This is a genomic window from Bradyrhizobium sp. LA6.1 (assembly GCF_040547805.1).
Lineage (GTDB): Bacteria > Pseudomonadota > Alphaproteobacteria > Rhizobiales > Xanthobacteraceae > Bradyrhizobium > Bradyrhizobium barranii.
This window is the reverse complement of the sequence record NZ_JBEPQK010000021.1, coordinates 103953-120279: the sequence shown is the minus strand read 5'-3', so window position 1 is coordinate 120279 and position 16327 is coordinate 103953. Positions and strand designations below refer to the sequence as shown.

Sequence of the window (16327 nt, the reverse complement as noted above, 5' to 3'; positions counted from 1 at the left end):
TCGAGACGACCGCTTCGCGGTCTCCTCAGGATGAGGCTAAGACGCATCGGAGCCCGTCGAAATTGTCGCCGCGCACTCCGTCCTCATCCTGAGGGCCCGCCGTAGGCGGGCGTCTCGAAGGATGGCCGCAGGCGACTCTGTCAGATCGCCTTCAAATGCGATCGCGACGCCGCAAGCGGGGGAGAGCTAAATCTTGTTATTCTCCGCCGCGATCCCGAGCCGCCGGACGATTTCGGTCCCCACCGCGCGGGCCTCGATCCGCGACCCGATTCGTGGGCTGCGAAAGCGTCGCCCCGAGCGCAATCGGATCGTGACGATGCAGTGCTCGTCCTCGGACCGGCCGCGGCGGTCGACGGTGATCGTCTTCACGTCGTGCCCCTCGATATGGTCGGCGCGCGGCGTGCCGTCGCCCCACAGGCGTTCGACGCGGATATCGCTCTCGCGGATGATCCAGAACGCGCCGGTCACGAGGTTGGCGTATCTGTAAACCGCGAATGCGGCGATCGCGCCGAGCGGAAGCAGCAGGATGTCGACATGGCTGGGCGGCCATCCACGCCAGAGCTTGTAGGCGTAGGGAACGGCGGACAAGGCGACGGCGATCAGTGCGACGATCCTTATGTCCCGCGCGGAAAACGCCTCGAGCGGCTCGCCGAGACGCATCTCGGGATTGCTCGCATCAAGCGGATTGACGGGTGACTCGACATCGGGGACATCGAACTGTGCGGCGATCCGCGCCACGGTGTCGCGAACATGCGTGACGTCGGAGATCGGCGGGGACGTCAGGCGTTCCCCCGAGGCCAGCGTGAAGGCCAGCTGGAAACGGGCTTTCGCCCGCTTGCTGCCGGGAACCTGTAATCCCCTGATATCGTCCTTCGCGACGATCCTGGTCCGGAGCTTTCCGAACGGACGCTGTTGCCCGATCAGGATCTCGTTCGGCGTGATGATCCACACCACCGCCGGCGCCAGCATGATGCCGACGACGAACGCTGCTCCGACGAGGAGCGCGGCCACCGAGACGATCACCTCCAACGTGTCGTGCGTGAACAGGCCCGGCGTGAAGCACAGCGCCACGGCGGCCGCAAAGCCGGACATGACCAGCCGCTGCGCGATCGAGGCGCCTTCGCGAAGGCGAATGTCGGTGCTGGTGGTCGCGTCGTCCATTGCGGGCGCTGATTCCGTCGCTCGGGAAACTCCACGGACGGGTCCGTGGAGTCAAGCAACAACGGCGGCAGCGGCGATCCGGCCTCAGCTGTTGGCGTTCAGCAGCTTTGCCACGGTGCGGTCGATCTCGTCGTAGCGGCCCTCGCCCTCGTGCTGGAACACGATCTTGCCGGTCTGGTCGATGATGTATTGCGCCGGCCAATACTGGTTCTGGTAGGCGTTCCAGGTCTTGGAATCATTATCCTGCGCCACCGGATAGGTGATGCCGTGGCGCTTCAGCGCGGCCTGCACATTGGCGGCGGAGCGCTCGAACGGGAATTCCGGCGTATGCACGCCGACCACGACGAGGCCCTTGTCCTTGTACTTGGCATAGAGGTCGGTGACGTGCGGCAGCGTGTTGACGCAGTTGACGCAGCCATAGGTCCAGAAGTCGACCAGCACGACCTTGCCGCGGAGGTCGGCGATGCTGAGCGGTTTCGAGTTGAACCAGGTGTTGATGCCGGTGAAGTCAGGTGCGGTCTGCTGGCTTGCGGCAGCGGTGACGACAGGGGTGGCGCGCGCGGCCTCGTCGCAGATGCCGGGGATGACGGCGCCTGTCACGGCCATGCCGATCAGTGCGGCGGAGACGGCGAGCAGTTTGAAAGTCATGGAAGCGTCCTCCGGTGAAGATGAGGGATAATCACAGGCCGATCTGGCCGGTGGGATAGAATCCGGTGAGCCACGCCACGATCAGCGTGTCGTATTGGAAATAGGCGGCGACCGCGAAGGCGATCACGACGACACCAAAGCCCTGCTGCAGCCGCGGCGAGATCCGCGCGAGGCTGCGCACGCGCGTGGTCGCAGCCTGTCCGCCATAGGCGATCGCGAGCATCGGGATCGCTGCGCCGATGGCATAGGCAATCAACAGCACGCCGGCCCAGCTGGCGTTCTTCGACGTCGCGACCAGCGTCAGGATCGAGCCGAGCACGGGACCGGCGCAGGGCGTCCAGACCAGGCCGAGCGTGGTGCCGAGCACGAGGCCGCCGAGCGCGCCCTCGCGCTGCACGGCGCCGGAATTGCCGAGATCGAGCCAGCCATTGAGCCGGATCGAGAGCCATTCGAACGGCGCCGGCCACAGCATCAACAGGCCGAAGCCGAGCAGCAGGATCGACGCGGCCTCGCGCAGCACGTTCGGATCGAAATCGAACAGCCGCGTGATCGCACCCAACAGCAGCGCGGTCGCCGAGAACGAGACGACGAAGCCGAGCGCGATCATCGCGGGCCGCAAGTGGCCCGCCCGCCCGATCGAGGCGCCGAGCAGGATCGGCAGCATCGGCAGCGTGCAGGGCGCGGCGATGGTCAGGATGCCGGCAAGGACGGCGAAGACAAGCTCGAGCATCGGGCACTCGTGAAGGAGGTCACGAGGGCAGTTCGGGATGGCTGCGCGGGTTGTTACGTGGCGTCACGCCTTCGTGAGGGGCGGCTGCCTGGTGTGGGGCGTGCCGGGCGGCATTGCGAGGCAGCCCTGTTGGCCACAGCGCCAGCGCGCTCCCTCCCCCCTTGCGGGGGAGGACGGGGGAGAGGGGTGGCCCCGGGAAAGGTCTATCCATCCGCGATCGTGCCGTGCACGACAAATCGAGGGAGTCCCCGTGCGGTACCCCTCTCCCTGCCCCTCCCCCGCAAGGGGGGAGGGAATGATGGAGCGGTGCCCGCCTCACTTGGGTGGCGAGAATGGGCCTCAGCCACCCCCAAACACAAAACGACCCGGAGGGGGGGCATCCCGTCCGGGTCGTTGGAGGTCTTGGGAGGTTTAACGAAACCGTATGTGAGCTTTATAGGAAGGAAGTTTTTCCGCGTGATGTTGTGCTTTGTTTCAATTGTTTCGTCGGCGGTAACACTTCCGTGTCCGGGGACAGGGCCGAAAGTTCGGTCTTATCCCATTGAAATCCTTGGTCTTAGGCGGCGAAACGGTCGACGCCGGCGCCCTTAAGCAAATCGGCCAGTTGCTTGCGCGCATAGAACATCCGGGTCTTCACCGTGCTCTGCGGGATGCCGATGATCTGACCGACCTCCTCCACCGACTTCTCATGGTAGTAGACGAGGTTGATGATCTCGCGATGCGCGGGCGACAGTTTTTGCACGCAGGCGCGCAGGATGGCGCTGGTGTCGTTGCGGTCGAGCGAGGTCTCGGGCGTCTCGGCATCGTCAGGAATCTGGCGGACGTCGTCCTGGTCGATGTCCTCGAAGCGGCGCTGGCGCATCGCGGTCAGCGCCTTGAAGCGCGCGATCGAGAGCAGCCAGGTCGAGACCTGCGAGCGGCCCTGGAACTGGCCTGCCGTGCGCCACACGTCGAGGAACACCTGGCTGACGAGGTCTTCCGCGGTGGTCGCGTCACGCACGATGCGCAGGATGAAGCGATAAACCCGCACATTGTGCCGGCAATAGAGGATGTGCATGGACGTCCGGTTGCCGTCCGCAATGCTCTCCAGGAGCATGTCGTCCGAGGTCGCCTGAGCGGCAATGATGCTCTGGCTGGCTTGGGCGTTGATGGCGATGACGTTCGGCATTGACTTAGCTCCCCGTAGCGCCGCAACCGAGCGGCGTTTCCTTGGACCAAAGTGTTAATCAGCGAACGTTTCGGGACGTCTGCACGAAAAGCGAAAAATGGTTTCGTGCGCCGCCAAATTGTTTCGTCGGACAGGCCGCGACGAAACATTCGGGGTGAAAAGCCGTGGAATTTCAATGTACGGAAAATACGGGGGTGGGGATTGGGGAGCGCCCGAGGCAGCCGGGAACGAAATTCCGGGCTTTGCGTTCGGTCGCGCCACCCATGCCGTCATTCCGGGGCGCGAAGCGAGCCCGGGACGACAGCGGTAGGTGCCGCGCGACTTACGCCTTCTCGCCCGCGGGCGAGAACAGATAGCCGCCGCCGCGGATGGTGCGGATCACGGCTGGCTTGGTCGGGTCGGGTTCGATCTTGCGGCGGATGCGCATGATGCGCAGATCCACGGCGCGGTCGAAGGCTTCGGCGTCGCGGGCATTGGCCAGTTCGAGCAGGCGTTCGCGCGACAGCACGCGCTTCGGATTGGCCGCGAACACCTTCAGCAGCCCGAACTCGGACGCGGTGAGCGGATGCTCGTTGCCTTCGTCGTCGCGCAAGGCCTGCGCTTCGAGGTCGAGCCATTTGGTGCCGAAGCGCACCAATTGATCCTTGTCCGATTTGGCGGGCGCGGTCTCGGCCGCCTTCACCGGCGTGCTCCGCCGCAACACCGAGCGGATGCGCGCCATCAGCTCGCGCAGCTCGCAGGGCTTTGCCACGTAATCGTCGGCGCCGAGCTCGAGGCCGACGACGCGGTCGATCGGGCTCGCGGTCGCCGTCAGCATGATCACGGGCACGTTGATGCGACTCTTGAGGTCGCGGATGATCGAGAGGCCGTCTTCCTCGGGCATGTTGAGGTCGAGCACAACGAGGTCGGGCATGCTGCCGTCGATCGCGGTGCGCAAACTCTTGCCGCCGTCGCACAGCGTCACGGTGAAGCCGTGCATCTTGAGGTAATCGCCGACCATCTCCCTGGCCGGGGCCTCGTCGTCGACGATCATGATGTGCTGGCTTTGGGTCATATCACTCAGATCTCGGTACTCGAATCACGGCAACTCGGTCGCGGGCAGGGTGATGGTGAAGGTCGATCCCTTGCCGGGACCGTCGCTCTCGGCCGTCACCTCGCCGCCATGCATGTCGATAATACGCTTGACGATGGAAAGCCCAAGCCCCGTCGAGCTCTCGCCCGCGGTCGGTTTGGCCGACAGCCGCTGGAACCGGCCGAACAGGCGGCCGAGATCCTCCGGCGACAGGCCGGCGCCCTCGTCGCTGACGCGGACGACGGTATCGCTGGCCTCATGGGTGACGGCGACGATGATCTTGCCGCCGATCGGGCTGTATTTGATGGCGTTGCTGATCAGATTGTCGATCGCCTCGCGGATGCGGTCGGTGTCGCACATGGTGACGATGTTGGGTGGCGCCGTGACGCTGATCGCCTGCTGCTTGTTGACCGCGAGCGGGTGGTTGGCATCGGCGACCTCTTTCACCAGCGCAGCGACGTCGACCGGCTCGCGGCGGATGGTGATGTCGAAGGCATCGGCCATCGCGTCCGAGATCAGATGATCGACCATCGTGGTCAGGCGCTTCGTCGCATCGCGGATGTGATCGACCTGGGCGACCACGCCGTCGGACGAGGCGCCGGTCGAGATCAGCTCCTTCAGCATCTCGGTGCGGCCGAGGATGACGCCCAGCGGGTTCTTGAGGTCGTGGGCGACGGTGCCCAAAATCTCGTTCTTGAAGCCGTTGGCGCGCTGCAGCCGCAGCCATTGCGCCGAGAGGCGGCGGTTGGCCTGCATCAGCGCGCGGGTGCGCTGGGCGACGCGGTCCTCGAGCTGCGTGTTGGCGTCCTGGAGCTGCTGGTAGAGGATGACGTTGTCGAAGGCGATCGAGAGCCGGCTGGAGAAGATCTCGACCAGCGAGCGGTCGGTCTCGGACAGCTCGCGCTCGGCCTGCAGCAGCACCACCACCTCGCGGCCGGAGCCGGTCCGCAGATAGATCACGCTGCGGTGGTCGGCGAATTCGTTCTTGCGGCCCTGGAACGCGGCTTCCACCATCGTCCGCAGATCGGGGTCGAGCGCCTTCGACGAGGTCGTGCCGATGAAGCGGCTGTAGCAGCCGCTGCCGGCGAGCACGGAGAGCTCGGGGTCCACGCCGCCATTGTCGCGCAGCACCAGTATGCCGGCGCAATCGACATTGAGCAGCGAGGCGAGCTGGGTCAGCACGCCCTCGGCGAGCCGCTGCATCGACTTGAAGTCGTACAGCGTCGAGGCCGCGTCGATGATGATCTCGAGCCCGCGCCGCGTCTGCACCATGCGCTCGAGCTGCTGATAGGAGCGCAGCGCCGCGGTCAGCGAGGTGAACAGCTTGTCGGCGGTGAGCTCGGTCTTGGCCTTGTAGTCGTTGATGTCGTACTGGACGATCACGCGCCGCTCCGGCGCCTGGCCGGGTTGTCCCGTGCGCAGGATGATACGTACGGTCTCGTTCTTGAGCTCGTTGCGGATGAACTCGACCAGCTCGAGGCCGGCGACATCGGTCTCCATGATGACGTCGAGCAGCACGGCGGCGATGTCGCCATGCGCGGCCATCAGCTTGCGACCTTCCGCCGCGGAATGGGCGGAGAGGATCTCCAGCCCCTGGCCGTTGAGGCTGTAGTCGGACAGCGCGAAGCGGGTGCCGTCGTGCACGGCCGGATCGTCGTCGATGACGGCGATCTTCCACTTTCGTGCGTTCTGGTCCTCCGGTGCGGTACCGGTATCGTCGATCAGGTGGAGGACATCGTCCTGTTCGGCCATTGAGAAGTCCCGTCAGTCTCTGTGCTTTGCGCGCCGCCCTTGGCGACCCGGGGCATGATAATGCGAAAAGTAGTGCCTTGTCCCAGCTTGGATTCCAGCATCATGCGCCCGCCGAGCTGCTGGGTGACAAGGTTATAGACGATATGCAAGCCGAGTCCCGTACCACCTTCATTGCGCCGGGTGGTAAAGAATGGGTCAAAGGCCTGGCGCTGCACGTCAGGGGTCATGCCGGCCCCGTCATCGGCGAAGATGATCTCGATGTCGTCGGTCCCGCGCGGCCGCGCCGAGATCGTGATCGTGCCGGCGCGGCCGTCGGCAAAGGCGTGGTTGGCGGCGTTGAGGAAGAGGTTGGTCAGGATCTGGCCGTAGGAGCCGGGATAGCCGTCGAGCAGGAGCCCCTCGGGCACGTCGGCCTGGAGCGTGATCGGCGAGCGCTTCAGGACCGGACGCAGGCTGGCGATGATCTGGTCGGTGGCTTCGCTGAGTGAGAACTGCCGCCGCTCGGCATGCGAGCGGTCGACCGCGACCTGCTTGAACGACTGGATCAGCTCGCCGGCGCGGGTGAGGTTGGCGACGAGCTGCTGCGAGGCGTCGCGCGAGGACTGCACGAACTCCTCCAGCTGCGAGCGGCGCAGGCCGCCGTCGCCTTTGAGCTGGGCCTCGAAGATCTCGGTGCGCCGGGCGAAGCTGGAAGCGACGGTCAGGCTGATGCCGATCGGGTTGTTGACCTCGTGCGCGACGCCGGCGACGAGGCCGCCGAGCGCCGCCAGCCGTTCGGCGTCGATCAAATTCTGCTGCGCGGTGTTGAGCTCGAGCAGCGCGCTCTCGGCCTTCTCCTTGGACGCGCGCAGCTCGTCCTCGGTCTCGCGCTTCGCGATCGCGTTCTCGCGGAACACCTCGACGGCGCGCGCCATGGCGCCGACCTCGTCGCGTGCCTTGGTGCCCTGCACCTCGCGGTCGAGGTCGCCGAGCGTGATCGCGCGCATCGCGGTCATGATCTGCTGCAGCGGCAGGCGGATCGACAGCGCGATCAGCACGCCCGCGGTGAGGATGATGCCGAGGAAGATCACCGCGATCGACAGCACCCGCCGCGAGATATCGGCCAGGGTGCGATCAAACGTCTCCTGCGCCTTCTGCTCGCGCTGGCGCATCTTGGTGGAGAGATCGTCGATGGCGCCGATCGCCTCGGCCTGGCTGGCGTCGATGGTGTTGCGCAGCAATTCGGTGCGGCTCGTCAGCTGCTCGGAGAGTTTTGCAAAACCCTCGCGCAGCGCCATGGTGCGGGTCCCGAGCCGTTGCAGCGCCATGCGCTGCAGGTCGTTGTCGGCGAGATCGATCATGACCGGAATGGTCTTCTCGATCGTCTCGGTGTTGCGGCGCGCATCGTCAGCGGCACCGGGCGAGAGCGACAGATAGTAGGAGTTGGCGGCCACCAGCATCGCGGTGAAGGCTTCGCGGGACTTGCCGAGCGAGGGCCAGATCAGGGCGTCGCGATGGCCGGTGGCACCTTCGATGATGGAATAGAGACCGGCCATGTCCCTGGCCGGGCCCTGCACCTGCTCCTCATAGGTCTTGGCGATGGTCGCCTGCACGCTGCGCAGCTCGCCGAAGCCGTTGAGGAAGCGGTCGGTGGTGCGCTCCAGCTCCTCGACCGAGCCTGACAGCATCGGGTCCTTGGCGGCACGGTCGGTCAGCGTGCCCAGCACCGCCTCGCGCAGCAGCAGGATCTCGGCGAACAGGTCCGGGCTCGGCTGGTTGATGTAGCGGTGGATCAGATTGTGCAGGCGCCCAGTCTCGCTCTCGAGCAGCGCCAGGATACGGTCGGACTCGCGGACCTGGCGGACGTCGCCCCAGGCCGAGCCCAGCACCTGCGTGCCGTTCCAGATCAGCCCCACCAGCACCACGACCACGGCCGAGTTCAGTGCCGCGATCGACAGGATGCGCCAGCGGATCGGCACCGCGCGGAGCATCCCGACCAGGCGTGCGCGCAGCCGCCCGAGCGGGCCGGGCGGCCTGTCTGCGTGCTCGCTGTGTCCAAGTGCAGCCAAGCGGCTCACTCCACCTTGCGAATGCGTTCGATCAGCGCGGCCGCGGCGGGATCGCGCCCCGCCTTGGCATAGATCGCAGCCATCGCGTCCTCGAACGGCTTGCGGTCGATATCCCTAGCGACGGTGATGCCGGCGGCTTCAGCCTTGTGCTGCGACTGTTCCTCGAGGTCGTGCCACTTCTCGCGCATGAACCGGCTGGAGCGAGCCGCGGCCTCGCGGAAGATCTGCTGGTCGTCCGCCGACAGGCTTTTCCAGGCCTTCAGCGAGATCACCAGCACTTCCGGGCTCATCGTATGCTCGGTGAGCGCGAGGTGGCCGGCATGTTTGTAATGGTCTGTCGTCACGAAAGATGGCCAGTTGTTTTCGGCGCCGTCGATCAGATGGTTGGCAAGCCCGGTGAGCACCTGCCCATAGGGCATCTCGACCGGCTCGGCGCCGAGCGAGCGAATCATCTCGCTCATCAACTCCGACTGCTGCACCCGGATCCGCAATCCCCTGAGGTCGGCGACAGTCCGTATCGGACGGACGCCGTTGTAGATCGACCGCGCGCCGGAATCGTAGAAGGCGAGCCCGACGAAGCCGTAGGGCTCGAAACTGCCGAGGATCTCGCTGCCGATCGGCCCGTCCAGCACCTTCTGCATGTGCTCGATGGACCGGAACAGGAACGGCATGGCGAGCACGTTCATCGCCGGGACGAAGTTGCCGATCAGCGCCACATTGGTCCGGTTGAGGTCGATCGCGCCGACCCTGGTCTGCTCGATGGTCTCCTTCTCTTCGCCGAGCTGACGGGAGTGGAACACCTTGATCTCGTGCCGGCCGCCGGTGCGCTCGGCAATCAGCGCGCCCATGTAGCGCAGCGCCTGGACGGTCGGGTAATCCTCGGCCTGGGTGTCGGCGGCGCGGAATTCGCGCGCAGCTGCGCTCGTCGCGCAGACCGCGAGCAGAAGCGCGACGAAGATCAACCCGGTCCGCGAGAGTTCGGCACGGTTCAGCACTGGCACACTCAACCCCTCAGTGGTGGAGTCTATGGCGAAGCCAAAAGGTTCAACGCAATCTAGCAGATGGTTGAGGGAAGGCCATCCCGCCGCACCCGGCGGCGCGATTGTGCGGCGCGGCCGCCGTTCATTCCCGGTTGAAACAGGAAATGCCGCGCCTTAAGCAGGTATGGTCGCCTTTTGCCGCGCGACACGGGAAGAGCCATCGTGATTTCAGCATCGAGTCTTTTGCGGATCGTCGCCGCTTTCATCGTCCTCGCAATGCCTCTTCAGGTGCGCGCCGCAACCGACATCGCGCTGTGGCACGCCATGTCCGGCGAGCTCGGCCGGCAGCTCGAGAAGCTCGCCGCCGATTTCAACGCCTCGCAATCCGATTACCGCATCGTGCCTGCTTACAAGGGCAACTACACCGAGACCGTGACGGCGGCGATCTTCGCCTTCCGCTCGCGCAGCCAGCCGGCGATCGTCCAGGTCAACGAGGTCGCGACCGCCACCATGACCGCGGCCAAGGGCGCGATCTATCCCGTGTTCACCATGATGCGGGACATGAACGAGCCGTTCTCGCTCGGCGATTACCTTCCCGCAGTCTCCGGCTATTACACCGACGCGGCCGGCAATCTGTTGTCCTTCCCGTTCAATTCCTCGACGCCGATCCTCTATTACAACAAGACCATGTTCCGTGACGCGGGCCTCGATCCGGAGACGCCGCCGAGGACATGGCCCGAGCTTGGGCTTGCCGCAAAACGCCTGCGCGAGCGCGGCGCTGTGTGTGGCTTCACCACCTCCTGGCCGTCCTGGATCCACATCGAGAATTTCTCTGCCTTCCACAATCTGCCGCTCGCGACGCGGACCAATGGCTTTGCGGGGCTGGATGCCGAGCTGACCATCAACAACCCGGTCGTCGTGCAGCACATCGCCCAGCTCGCCGAGTGGCAGAAGGATAAGGTGTTCGATTACGGCGGCCGCGGGCAGTCGGCCGAGCCGCGCTTCCAGAAGGGCGAATGCGGCATCTTCATCGGCTCCTCGGCGACGCGGGCCGACATCAAGGCGAATTCGAAGTTCGACATCGGCTACGGCATGATGCCGTATTGGCCCGATGTGAAGAACGCGCCGCAGAACTCGATCATCGGCGGCGCCACGCTATGGGTGCTGCGCGACCGCCCGCGCCAGGAATACAAGGGCGTGGCGCGGTTCTTCGCCTATCTGTCGCAGCCCGGCGTGCAGGCGGCCTGGCACCAGAACACCGGTTATCTGCCGATCACCCGCGCCGCCTTCGAGCTGACGCGCGCGCAGGGTTTTTACGAGCGCAATCCGGGCTCCGCGATCTCGTTCGAGGAGATCACGCTGCATCAGCCGACGGAGAACTCGAAGGGCATCCGGCTCGGCTCCTTCGTGCTGATCCGCGGCGCAATCGAGGACGAGCTGGAGCAGGCCTTTACCGGCCAGAAGGGCGCGCAGGCAGCGCTCGATGCCGCGGTCGAGCGCGGCAACAAGCTGCTGCGCCAGTTCGAGCGCGCCAGCCCGGACCGGTAGCGCATGCGGGAGTGCGCGCCTCGTCCTTCGAGACGACCGCTTCGCGGCCTCCTCAGGATGAGGCTAAGCGGCATCGGTGCCTGCCAAAATCGCTGCCACGCACTCCGCCCTCATCCTGAGGAGCCCGCCAAAGCGGGCGTCTCGAAGGATGGGCCGAGAGGGGAACTGCTTTTGAAATGCATAAGGTTGCGATGTCGATGAAACTACCTCACTTCACCGACGCGGACAGCTTTCTCGCCTTTCGCTCTGATCCACGGCAATGGCTGGGAATTGCGCTCGACATCGCCCGCAGCCACGGTCTCGATACCAGTTCGCCGCACGTGTTTGCGACCGGCACCAATCTCGTCGTCGGCCTCAGTGAGAAGCTGATCCTGAAAATCTTCCCGCCGCTCTTGCGCGCGCAATTCGTCTCCGAACGCGGGTCGCTGGCGCAGCTTGCCGGCCGCCTTCATCTGCCGATCCCGGAGATCGTCGCGGAGGGTGAGCGCGATGGCTGGCCCTATCTCGTCATCACGCGTCTTGCCGGCACGCTCGGCTCGGAGGTGTGGCCGCAATTGGCCGAAGCGCAGAAGGAGCGCCTGCTGCGGCAGATCGGCGAGACCATCGCCGCCGTGCAGCGCGCGCCGCTTGGATCGCTGGCGGAGATCGAGCCGCGCTGGGCCGCGTTCATGCGCGCCCAGATGCAGGGCTGCAAGGCGCGGCACATGCGCCTCGGCCTTGCACCGAAATTCCTCGAAGGCCTCGACGATCTCCTGCGCGACGCGGCCGAGCTGATTCCGATGGAATCGCCGCCGGTGATCCTGGTCGGCGAATATATCCCCCAGAACTTCCTGCTCGCCTGCCACGACGATCAATGGTCGCTCGCGGGCCTGTTCGACTTCGGCGACGTGCTGACGGGATGGCGCGACTACGATCTGCTCGGCCCCGGCGCCTTCATGGCGGCGGGCCGGCCGGGGAGGGTGCGCAGTCTGCTCGAGGGCTTTGGCTATGCAGAGCCGGACTATGCGCTCAAGCGCCGGCTGATGGCGCTGATGCTGCTGCACCGCGCCAGTGACCTTAACAGCCACGTCTGTATCGAGGGCTGGCAGGACAGGGCGAACGATCTCGTCGAGTTGCAGGATCTGATCTGGGCGGGCTGAACCCGCCTGGCCATCTGCGAAGTGGGCGCCGCGACGGCCTGCTCAATCCGGCAGCGCTCAATTTATCAGCTTAATTTTCGAGCAGAATCGCATCTTTGTATGCAATTCAGCGGCTTGCCCAAACGCGGCCCAATTGCCGAGATTTTAAAAAGATTTTCGAAATCAGTGCCTTATCTGGAAGTTAAGGCCTCGTTAAGCGCTGGCACGAACCTTGCGAATCCCTGTTCCAACCAGAAACTTTTGCGTTGGAGCATTTTCCATGAAGCGCCGCGATTTCCTCAAGTCCGTGTCCGGATTGGCCGCAGGCGCGGCGCTTCCGGCGATGCCACAGGTCATCTCCACCGCCTATGCCGATGCGCGTTCGGAGACGCTGCTGATCGTCTCGGAAGGCGGCCCGAACAATCTCGACATCCACGGCGTCGGCACCAACGTGCCCGGCTACGAAGTGTCGTGGAATTGCTACGACCGCCTGATCAGCCACGAGATGAAGGCCGGCCCCGGTGGCGTACCCTATTACGACCGCGACAAGTTCAAGGGCGAGCTCGCCGAGGAGATGAAGATCGACGACATGTCGGTCACCTTCAAGCTGCGCAAGAACGCCAAATTCCACGACGGCACGCCCGTCACCGCCAAGGACGTGAAGTGGTCGCTCGACCGCGCCGTCAGCGTCGGCGGCTTCCCGACCTTCCAGATGAGTGCGGGCTCTCTCACCAAGCCGGAGCAGTTCGTCGTGATCGACGACACCACCGTGCGCGTCGATTTCCTGAAGAAGGACAAGCTCACGATCCCCGATCTCGCGGTCATCGTGCCCTGCATCGTCAATTCCGAGCTGGTGAAGAAGAACGCCAGCGAGAAGGACCCCTGGGGTCTCGAGTTTACAAAACAGCAGACCGCGGGCTCCGGCGCCTACAAGGTGACGAAGTGGACCGCCGGCACCGAAGTGATCATGGAGCGCAACGAGGATTGGGTCTGCGGTCCCTTGCCGAAGATCAAGCGCGTGATCTGGCGCATGGTGCCGCAGGCCGGCAACCGCCGCGCGCTGCTGGAGCGGGGCGACGCCGACATCTCCTACGAGCTGCCGAACAAGGATTTTCAGGAGATGAAGGCGAACGGCAAGCTCAACGTCGTGTCGCTGCCGTTCTCCAACGGCATCCAGTATATCGGCATGAACGTCACCAAACCGCCGTTCGATAATCCAAAAGTTCGCCAGGCGGTTGCCTATGCGCTGCCCTATCAGAAGATCATGGACGCGGTGATGTTCGGCCTCGCCAACCCGATGTTCGGCGCGCCCAAGGACAGGCCGACCGAAGTCGCCTGGCCGCAGCCGCACAAATACAACACCGACATCGACAAGGCGAAGGCGCTTCTCGCCGAGGCCGGTTACGCCAGCGGCTTCGAGACCACGATCTCGTTCGATCTCAACTTCGCGGGCGTCAACGAGCCGCTCTGCGTGCTGGTGCAGGAATCTCTCGCGCAGATCGGCATCAAGACGACCATCAACAAGGTGCCCGGCGCCAACTGGCGCACCGAGCTGAACAAGAAGGAGATGCCGCTCTTCACCAACGTGTTCTCGGGCTGGCTCGATTACCCCGAATACTTCTTCTACTGGTGCTATCACGGCAACAATTCCGTCTTCAACACCATGAGCTACAAGTCGGCGGAGATGGACAAGCTGATCGACGGCGCGCGCACCGCCGCCGCCACCGGCGACACCGCGACCTACGACACCGACGTGAAGGGTTTTGTCGATCTCGCTTTCACCGACATCCCGCGCATCCCGCTGTACCAGCCCTTCGTCAACGTCGCGATGCAGAAGAACATCAGCGGCTACCAATACTGGTTCCACCGGAGGCTGGATTACCGCACGCTGGTGAAGGGGTGAGCCGTCATGAGCGCGCGCGACACGGCCGCGTCTCTCTGGGTGTCTTGGTCGAGTGAGGTGAGCGCAACTCTCTCATTCCCTCTCCCCTTGTGGGAGAGGGTGGCTCGCCGCGTTTCGGCGAGACGGGTGAGGGGTAGCCACGAACTCCGATCTCGCTCGGGGCTACCCCTCACCCCAACCCTCTCCCACAAGGGGAGAGGGGGCGCAGCGGTGTGCGCGGCGAGCAGCGTGCGCAATACGTGCAGGAGCACCCCATGCTGACCATGATCGGCAAGCGTCTGATGTTCGCGATTCCCTCGCTGATCGGGGTCGTCATCGTCACCTTCCTGCTGACGCGCGCGTTGCCCGGTGATCCCGCCGCGTACTTCGCCGGTCCCGCAGCGACCAAGGAAGCCGTTGAGCAGATCCGCAAGAAACTCGGCCTCGACAAGCCGCTGATCGAGCAGTTCTTCCGCTATACCAACGATCTCGCCCATGGCGATTTCGGCAACTCGCTCACCACGGGACAGCCGGTCGCGGCCGAAATCCGTAACCGCCTGCCGGCTTCCGCCGAGCTCACGCTGCTCGGCCTCATCGTTTCGGTCGTGATCGCCATTCCGCTCGGCGTGTTGGCGGCGACGCGACCGGGATCATGGGTCGACCATCTCTGCCGTGTCACGACGACGGCGGGCGTGTCGTTACCCGTGTTCTTCACCGGCCTCGTGCTGGTCTATGTCTTCTATTTCCGGCTCGGCTGGTCGCCGGCGCCGCTCGGCCGTCTCGACGTGTTCTACAGCGCGCCGCCGACCATCACCGGCTTCTATCTGATTGACACGCTGATCGCGCGCGACTTCGAGGCGTTCCGCTCGGCGCTGAGCCAGCTCATCCTGCCGGCGACGACGCTCGCGATCTTCTCGCTGGCGCCGATCGCGCGCATGACGCGCGCCTCGATGCTGGCGGTGTTGTCGTCGGAGTTCGTGCGCACGGCACGCGCCAGCGGCCTGTCGCCGACAACGGTCATCGTCACCTACGCGTTCCGCAATGCGATGCTCCCCGTGATCACCACGCTCAGCATGGTGTTCTCGTTTCTGTTAGGGGCCAACGTGCTGGTGGAAAAAGTGTTCGCCTGGCCCGGCATCGGCTCCTACGCGGTGGAGGCGCTGATCTCGTCCGACTTCGCGCCGGTGCAAGGTTTTGTGCTGACCATGGCGGTCATGTACGTGCTGCTCAATCTCGTGATCGACATTCTCTACGGCGTGATCGATCCGCGTGTCAGGTTGGAGGGCTAAATCATGAGCTCCGTTGCGCCTGCTGTTGAACCCGTCGGCCCCGCGCGCACCTCGGGGCTGGTCGCGATCCTCGAACAGACCCGCTACGTTCTCGGCGAGAACAAGGTCACGGGCTTCGCCTTCGCGCTGCTCATCGTGATCCTCATTGCCGCGATCTTCGGTCCCTACGTGGTGCCGTATGATCCACTCGCTTCCGATACCGCGGCAGCGCTGAAGCCGCCGTCGATGGCGCACTGGTTCGGCACTGACCAGCTCGGCCGCGACATCTTCAGCCGCGTCATCGTGGCGACGCGGCTCGATACGTTCATCGCCGTCGCCTCCGTCGTGCTGGTGTTCCTGATGGGCGGCCTCGCCGGCATCGCGGCCGGCTATTTCGGCGGCTGGACCGATCGCATCGTCGGCCGCATCGCCGACACCATCATGGCGTTCCCGCTGTTCGTGCTGGCGATGGGCATCGTCGCCGCGCTCGGCAACACCGTGCAGAACATCATCCTGGCCACGGCCATCGTGAACTTCCCGCTCTACGCCCGCGTCGCCCGCGCGGAAGCCAATGTCCGCCGCAATGCCGGCTTCGTGCAGGCCGCGCGTCTCTCGGGCAATGGCGAATTCCGCATCCTGCTGGTGCATATCCTGCCGAACATCATGCCGATCATGATCGTGCAGATGTCGCTGACCATGGGCTACGCCATCCTCAATGCCGCGGGCCTCTCCTTCATCGGCCTCGGCGTCCGCCCGCCGACCGCCGAATGGGGCATCATGGTCGCGGAAGGCGCGGGCTTCATGGTGTCGGGCGAATGGTGGATCGCCCTATTCCCCGGCCTCGCTCTGATGATCGCCGTGTTCTGCTTCAACCTCCTCGGCGACGGCCTCCGCGACATCGTCGACCCCCAGCGGAGGACGTGATGACAAATTTCCGTCAAAAATTCTCCAA

Annotated in this window: 13 protein-coding genes; 5 read left to right on the top strand and 8 right to left on the bottom strand. The window is 64.8% G+C overall.

Annotation, left to right across the window (positions count from 1 at the left end):
* Window positions 1-186 precede the first annotated feature (186 nt).
* The 8 genes from ABIB99_RS36895 to ABIB99_RS36860 all read right to left on the bottom strand — a co-directional run bounded on the left by ABIB99_RS36895 (window position 187) and on the right by ABIB99_RS36860 (window position 9580).
* Window positions 187-1161 (bottom strand): hypothetical protein, encoded by a 975-nt coding sequence (locus ABIB99_RS36895; protein ID WP_354180478.1) that lies wholly within the window; start codon window positions 1159-1161, stop codon window positions 187-189.
* An 84-nt stretch (window positions 1162-1245) separates the two neighbouring features.
* On the bottom strand, window positions 1246-1809 hold the full coding sequence (locus tag ABIB99_RS36890; protein ID WP_354180477.1) for a thioredoxin family protein: 564 nt from the start codon (window positions 1807-1809) through the stop codon (window positions 1246-1248).
* A 31-nt stretch (window positions 1810-1840) separates the two neighbouring features.
* Window positions 1841-2539 (bottom strand): cytochrome c biogenesis CcdA family protein, encoded by a 699-nt coding sequence (locus ABIB99_RS36885; RefSeq protein ID WP_085403979.1) that lies wholly within the window; start codon window positions 2537-2539, stop codon window positions 1841-1843.
* 556 nt (window positions 2540-3095) lie between these two features.
* The gene (locus tag ABIB99_RS36880; RefSeq protein WP_028151983.1) at window positions 3096-3707 is read right to left on the bottom strand and encodes a sigma-70 family RNA polymerase sigma factor; all 612 of its coding nucleotides are present in this window, start codon (window positions 3705-3707) and stop codon (window positions 3096-3098) included.
* A gap of 322 nt (window positions 3708-4029) precedes the next feature.
* On the bottom strand, window positions 4030-4761 hold the full coding sequence (locus tag ABIB99_RS36875) for a response regulator (RefSeq protein ID WP_028151984.1): 732 nt from the start codon (window positions 4759-4761) through the stop codon (window positions 4030-4032).
* 24 nt (window positions 4762-4785) lie between these two features.
* Window positions 4786-6531, bottom strand: a complete 1746-nt coding sequence (locus ABIB99_RS36870) for an ATP-binding response regulator (protein ID WP_063979952.1) — start codon at window positions 6529-6531, stop codon at window positions 4786-4788.
* Complete coding sequence (locus ABIB99_RS36865) at window positions 6501-8501, bottom strand: sensor histidine kinase (protein WP_223154137.1); 2001 nt, start codon at window positions 8499-8501, stop codon at window positions 6501-6503. The genes ABIB99_RS36870 and ABIB99_RS36865 overlap by 31 nt, the downstream gene beginning before the upstream one ends.
* An 83-nt stretch (window positions 8502-8584) precedes the next feature.
* Window positions 8585-9580, bottom strand: coding sequence for a TRAP transporter substrate-binding protein (locus ABIB99_RS36860; protein ID WP_354180474.1), 996 nt, complete (start codon window positions 9578-9580; stop codon window positions 8585-8587).
* A gap of 201 nt (window positions 9581-9781) precedes the next feature.
* Here ABIB99_RS36860 and ugpB point away from each other — a divergent pair, with 201 nt between their 5' ends.
* From ugpB to ABIB99_RS36835, 5 genes are all read left to right on the top strand, one after another.
* A complete protein-coding gene (ugpB, locus tag ABIB99_RS36855) occupies window positions 9782-11107 on the top strand; it encodes a sn-glycerol-3-phosphate ABC transporter substrate-binding protein UgpB (protein WP_502917540.1) in 1326 nt (441 codons plus the stop codon).
* Between the two features lie 191 nt (window positions 11108-11298).
* Window positions 11299-12246 carry an aminoglycoside phosphotransferase family protein gene (locus ABIB99_RS36850; RefSeq protein WP_354180472.1) on the top strand — a complete coding sequence of 316 codons (948 nt, stop codon included), beginning with the start codon at window positions 11299-11301 and terminating at the stop codon, window positions 12244-12246.
* A gap of 259 nt (window positions 12247-12505) precedes the next feature.
* Window positions 12506-14128 (top strand): ABC transporter substrate-binding protein, encoded by a 1623-nt coding sequence (locus ABIB99_RS36845; protein ID WP_354180470.1) that lies wholly within the window; start codon window positions 12506-12508, stop codon window positions 14126-14128.
* 254 nt (window positions 14129-14382) lie between these two features.
* Entirely contained in the window at window positions 14383-15396 is a 1014-nt protein-coding gene (locus ABIB99_RS36840; protein ID WP_354113881.1) for an ABC transporter permease, read from the top strand.
* 3 nt (window positions 15397-15399) lie between these two features.
* Entirely contained in the window at window positions 15400-16299 is a 900-nt protein-coding gene (locus ABIB99_RS36835) for an ABC transporter permease (protein ID WP_014491237.1), read from the top strand.
* The last annotated feature ends 28 nt before the right edge of the window (window positions 16300-16327 follow it).

What these genes read in the sequence shown, in the direction of transcription:
- ABIB99_RS36885 (WP_085403979.1), bottom strand. Translation starts at nt 2,539, where the DNA reads ATGCTCGAGCTTGTCTTCGCCGTCCTTGCCGGCATCCTGACCATCGCC.
- ABIB99_RS36840 (WP_354113881.1), top strand. Translation starts at nt 14,383, where the DNA reads ATGCTGACCATGATCGGCAAGCGTCTGATGTTCGCGATTCCCTCGCTG.
- ABIB99_RS36845 (WP_354180470.1), top strand. Translation starts at nt 12,506, where the DNA reads ATGAAGCGCCGCGATTTCCTCAAGTCCGTGTCCGGATTGGCCGCAGGC.
- ABIB99_RS36890 (WP_354180477.1), bottom strand. Translation starts at nt 1,809, where the DNA reads ATGACTTTCAAACTGCTCGCCGTCTCCGCCGCACTGATCGGCATGGCC.
- ABIB99_RS36870 (WP_063979952.1), bottom strand. Translation starts at nt 6,531, where the DNA reads ATGGCCGAACAGGACGATGTCCTCCACCTGATCGACGATACCGGTACC.
- ABIB99_RS36875 (WP_028151984.1), bottom strand. Translation starts at nt 4,761, where the DNA reads ATGACCCAAAGCCAGCACATCATGATCGTCGACGACGAGGCCCCGGCC.
- ABIB99_RS36895 (WP_354180478.1), bottom strand. Translation starts at nt 1,161, where the DNA reads ATGGACGACGCGACCACCAGCACCGACATTCGCCTTCGCGAAGGCGCC.
- ABIB99_RS36865 (WP_223154137.1), bottom strand. Translation starts at nt 8,501, where the DNA reads ATGCTCCGCGCGGTGCCGATCCGCTGGCGCATCCTGTCGATCGCGGCA.
- ABIB99_RS36880 (WP_028151983.1), bottom strand. Translation starts at nt 3,707, where the DNA reads ATGCCGAACGTCATCGCCATCAACGCCCAAGCCAGCCAGAGCATCATT.
- ABIB99_RS36835 (WP_014491237.1), top strand. Translation starts at nt 15,400, where the DNA reads ATGAGCTCCGTTGCGCCTGCTGTTGAACCCGTCGGCCCCGCGCGCACC.
- ABIB99_RS36850 (WP_354180472.1), top strand. Translation starts at nt 11,299, where the DNA reads ATGTCGATGAAACTACCTCACTTCACCGACGCGGACAGCTTTCTCGCC.